Source organism: Prevotella sp. MGM2 (assembly GCF_002933955.1).
Taxonomy (GTDB): Bacteria; Bacteroidota; Bacteroidia; order Bacteroidales; family Bacteroidaceae; genus Alloprevotella.
The window spans coordinates 1-4,268 of record NZ_BEWW01000083.1 but is presented as its reverse complement, the minus strand read 5'-3'; the positions used below and the strand labels follow the sequence as shown (position 1 = coordinate 4,268).

At 50.6% G+C, this 4,268-nt stretch carries 4 protein-coding genes; 2 read left to right on the top strand and 2 right to left on the bottom strand.

Features of this window, described 5'->3' with window-relative positions; translation table 11 throughout:
* The first annotated feature begins 271 nt into the window (after window positions 1–271).
* Both dnaA and leuB read left to right on the top strand, forming a co-directional pair.
* On the top strand, window positions 272–1,627 hold the full coding sequence (dnaA, locus tag C5S62_RS01815; RefSeq protein ID WP_104403815.1) for a chromosomal replication initiator protein DnaA: 1,356 nt from the start codon (window positions 272–274) through the stop codon (window positions 1,625–1,627).
* Window positions 1,628–1,767: 140 nt separating this feature from the next.
* Window positions 1,768–2,829 (top strand): 3-isopropylmalate dehydrogenase, encoded by a 1,062-nt coding sequence (leuB, locus tag C5S62_RS01810; protein ID WP_104403814.1) that lies wholly within the window; start codon window positions 1,768–1,770, stop codon window positions 2,827–2,829.
* Window positions 2,830–2,941: 112 nt separating this feature from the next.
* On the opposite strand, the gene C5S62_RS01805 is transcribed toward leuB, so the two are convergent.
* Together C5S62_RS01805 and C5S62_RS01800 are read right to left on the bottom strand one after the other, a co-directional pair.
* Window positions 2,942–3,439, bottom strand: coding sequence for a GNAT family N-acetyltransferase (locus C5S62_RS01805; RefSeq protein ID WP_104403813.1), 498 nt, complete (start codon window positions 3,437–3,439; stop codon window positions 2,942–2,944).
* A 65-nt stretch (window positions 3,440–3,504) separates the two neighbouring features.
* Entirely contained in the window at window positions 3,505–4,191 is a 687-nt protein-coding gene (locus C5S62_RS01800) for a DUF554 domain-containing protein (RefSeq protein WP_104403812.1), read from the bottom strand.
* Window positions 4,192–4,268: the final 77 nt, after the last annotated feature.

The window sequence follows — 4,268 nt, the reverse complement described above, 5'->3', positions numbered from 1 at the left end:
CGGAATGTAATGGAAAGTTAAATATGTTAAAGTCCGGAAGCCGGCTGGCGGTTTCTTCTCACCTGAAAAATGTTTATATTTTAAAAAATTGTGATACAACGCTTTACTGAAAAACTGATGCGGCAACGCTTTTGAATGCTTGCACGTGTCGGAAAAAAATGAGAACTTTGTATGCTGTTTCCCCCATTTCATCTGTAGCCCGCTGTTCGCCGGCATCAGTTTGTCAGCCTATGGATGTGGGGTACGGCTACTTATACAGTTTGAAATAAAAATGGACAATTCCGCCGCCGACAAGTGGCAAGCTTGTTTGGACTACATAAAGGCTGGCTTACCTGCCGGTGAGTTTGCAACGTGGTTTCGCCCGCTTACTTTTGTGGATTACAAAGGGAAGCGGCTCACGGTCAGTGTACCCACCAAATACGTTGGCGACTATATCCGCGACCACCATCGAGAACTCGTGAGCAATGCCCTGAACCACGTCTTCGGCGAAGGGATCCAGCTCATCTGGCGCAACGACGAGGCCATAAGGCAGTGGCAGGAGGCGCAGGAACAGACCCGCCGGCAGCAACAGAAGAGCATGGGCGCCACGCCGGCACTGCCGCCGATCGACCCGCATCTGAACGCCTGCTACACGTTTGACAATTTCGTGATGGGCGAGAGCAACAAACTGGCGCGGACGGTGGCGCTTTCCATTGCCGAAAAACCGGGACAGACGACTTTCAACCCTTTTTTTCTTTACGGTCCGTCAGGAGTCGGAAAGACGCATCTGGTCAACGCACTGGGAGTGCGCCTGCGTGAACTTTATCCCGAAAAGCGCGTTCTTTTCGTGTCCGCCCACGTGTTCAAGACACAGTATACCGACGCCGTTATCCATAACACATCCAACGACTTCATTAATTTTTATCAGTCCATCGACGTTCTCATCATCGACGACATACAAGAGATTACCACCGCCAAAACGCAACAGGCTTTTTTCCATATATTCAATCACCTGCAACAGAACCGCCGCCAGCTGATAATTACCTGCGACCGTCCGCCGGTGCTTTTCGAAGGCATTGAGGAGCGCATGCTCACGCGCTTCAAGTGGGGCATGATAGCTGAGATGGAAAAACCCGACACCAAATTGCGTAAGGCCATACTGGAGTCGAAAATCCGCCGCGACGGGCTGAGTTTTCCCGGTGAGGTGGTGCAATACATCGCACAGAACGTGGAAAGCAGCGTGCGCGAACTTGAAGGTATCATCAACAGCATCATGGCTTACTCCGTTGTAGACAATTGCGACATAGACCTGGCACTCACAGCCCGCGTTGTGGCCCGCGCTGTCAATCTGGAAAAACGCGAACTTACGGCCGACAGTATCCTCTCGGCCGTATGTCAGCATTACGGGGTGAAACAAAAGGATGTTCTCTCCAAAAGCCGTAAGCAGAACATGGTGCAGGCGCGCCAGCTCACCATGTATCTTTGTCATAAATATACCGATATGTCTTATTCCCAAATAGGCCGGTGTATCGGCCGGCGCGACCATTCCACTGTGCTTTACAGCTGCGAACAGACCGGCCGGCGCATTTCCGTCGACAGGAACTTCCGGCACGAAGTGGAGGGGCTTGAGGCCGTTTTGAAGAAGTAAGGAAAAAACGCAAACGGAAAGTTTTTTTATCCACATACCTGTTCTTTATATTATTTATTTGACAAAGGCGAAGGTTGTTTGGCATTTTTTTGTATTTTTGCAAAACAACTAACCGCAACAATAAATAAAACGACAGAAATATGAAACTGAAAATTGCCGTATTACCCGGTGATGGCATCGGGCCGGAAATATCCGTACAAGGCGTAAACGTCATGAAAGCAGTTTGCCGCAAATTCGGCCATGAAGTAACATTCAAGGAAGCTCTGTGCGGTGCTGCTGCCATTGATGCCGTTGGCGATCCCTTTCCGGCCGACACGCTTGCCGTTTGCCGTGAGGCGGACGCGGTTTTGTTCTCGGCCGTGGGCCATCCCAAGTTCGATAATAATCCCGCTGCCAAGGTACGTCCCGAACAGGGGCTGCTCGCCATGCGCAAACAATTGGGATTGTTTGCCAACATCCGTCCCGTACAGACCTTCGACTGCCTTGTGCACAAATCTCCATTGAAAGACGAACTGGTGCGTGGCGCCGATTTTATTTGTATACGCGAGCTGACTGGCGGCATGTACTTCGGCGAGAAAAAGGAAGGCGCCGACTATGCCTACGACACCAATGCCTATAGCCGCGAAGAGGTGGAGCGGATATTGAAAGTAGCTTATTCCTATGCCTTGCGCCGCCGCAAGCATCTTACCGTAGTGGATAAGGCCAACGTTTTGGCCTCAAGCCGTTTGTGGCGTAAGGTGGCGCAGGAAATGGCTCCGCAATTCCCCGAAGTGGAGACTGACTACATGTACGTGGATAATGCCGCAATGCGCATGATACAGGAACCGAAATTCTTCGATGTCATGGTGACGGAAAATACCTTTGGCGACATCCTTACCGACGAAGGCTCCTGCATCACCGGTTCGATGGGACTGTTGCCATCGGCCTCGACAGGCGAAAGCACTCCTGTGTTCGAACCAATCCACGGCTCATGGCCTCAAGCCGCCGGACAAAATATAGCCAACCCCTTGGCACAGATTCTGTCAGTAGCCATGATGTTCGAATATTTTGGTTTGGCAGAAGAGGGTGCCCTTGTACGTCGTGCTGTAGACGCCAGTTTGGATCAGAATGTGCGTACGCCGGAAATCCAAGTAGCCGGCGGTGCGGAATATGGTACTAAAGAAGTGGGAGAATGGATTGTCAGATTCATCGACCAGGCATAATTCTGTAAGAAATAACAGGTATATCCCTAGCAATGGCGCGGAAGAGAAAAGTAGTTGGCTTTCTCTTCCGCGCCATTGCTAGGGAATATGTTCAACTATCGGGAAAAGTTCCTTAAAGTTCCATTCCCATGATGTAGTCGTTCATGAAATATCCCCCGCCTATAGGGAAATCTCCTGAACGTAGCCGGCGCATTCCCAAATGTTCATAAAAGCTGACTGCACGGTTGTGGCGGTTGACGTTCAGTTCCATCAGGCATGGTGTCGGGTGTGTTTTGCGGATATAGTCGGTAACGTGTTCAAACAATGACCGTCCTATGCCGCGGCCATGAAATTCGGGCAGGATGTAAATCTTTTGCAGATGGAAAAGGTCTGCTCCCTGTTGCTCGATCGAAGCATAACCGCAAGGATTTCCGTTGATCTCCGCCAGGAGAAACACGTGTCCTTGTTTGTTTATCTGGTCATGCAGGCTGTCTTCGGAGTACATCCATTCCATCATATACTTCAGCTGTTCGGGACTGATAATGTCACAATAAGTGGCAGGAAAGGCAATCTCCGCAATGTGACGGATATCAGGAATGTCTTGGGCGGTGGCTTTACGGAATGTAATCATGTGTCGGCAAAAAGAGTTTTACAAATGGCTGAGCTAGTTTCATTTTTCATTGGGATTAACTCCGCTCACCCTGCAAACAGGTTTTTCAACAGGAAAAAGAGGATAGGCATGCCGAGGGCCGGCAGCAGATTGATGGTCTTACAGTCCTTGATGTTTAGTACGCCGAGACCGGCTGCCGCAATAAGCACGCCACCTACCACCGATACTTCCGCAATAAGTTCGTCAGAGATAAAAGCTGCCGAAATATGCGCGATTCCGTAGAACATGCTTTGCCACACAAAAACGGCTAAGGCCGTAAGAGCCGTACCAAATCCGTAGGTAGAGGCAATGGCAATCATGGTCACGAGATTGAGTGTGGCCGCAGTCATGAGGTAGGTGTTGTCGCCGTAGAGCGCGCTGAGGACCGGTCCCATCATAGAGAGTGTTCCCACGCAGCAGAGCAGCACTCCTGTAGTGATACCTTCTGCCAGATTGGAGCCGCCCGAAACTTTTTTAGTGGCGCGCTCCATGTGTTGGTCAAGTCGCAACATGGTGCCGAGCAGTCCGCCCACGGCCAAACAGATGATAAACAATACCGGATAGTCGCTCTCCTGCATATTGGCCATAGCGACATTCACGCCCAATACGAGTGCTGCGAGTCCCATAGCAGTGTTGAGTACAGTGATGTACTTCTCGCGGATACCCTTTCGTGCCAATGCCCCGATGGCACTGCCTGCAATGACGGCTACCGCATTGATAATGATAGCATACATAATATTTAGTTTTATTTGACAGCTGGAAAAGGCGCGTGAGTTTGACCCCTTCGGGCACGCGGGCCTTACCCCTTTGG

What these genes read in the sequence shown, in the direction of transcription:
- dnaA (WP_104403815.1), top strand. Translation starts at nt 272, where the DNA reads ATGGACAATTCCGCCGCCGACAAGTGGCAAGCTTGTTTGGACTACATA.
- leuB (WP_104403814.1), top strand. Translation starts at nt 1,768, where the DNA reads ATGAAACTGAAAATTGCCGTATTACCCGGTGATGGCATCGGGCCGGAA.
- C5S62_RS01805 (WP_104403813.1), bottom strand. Translation starts at nt 3,439, where the DNA reads ATGATTACATTCCGTAAAGCCACCGCCCAAGACATTCCTGATATCCGT.
- C5S62_RS01800 (WP_104403812.1), bottom strand. Translation starts at nt 4,191, where the DNA reads ATGTATGCTATCATTATCAATGCGGTAGCCGTCATTGCAGGCAGTGCC.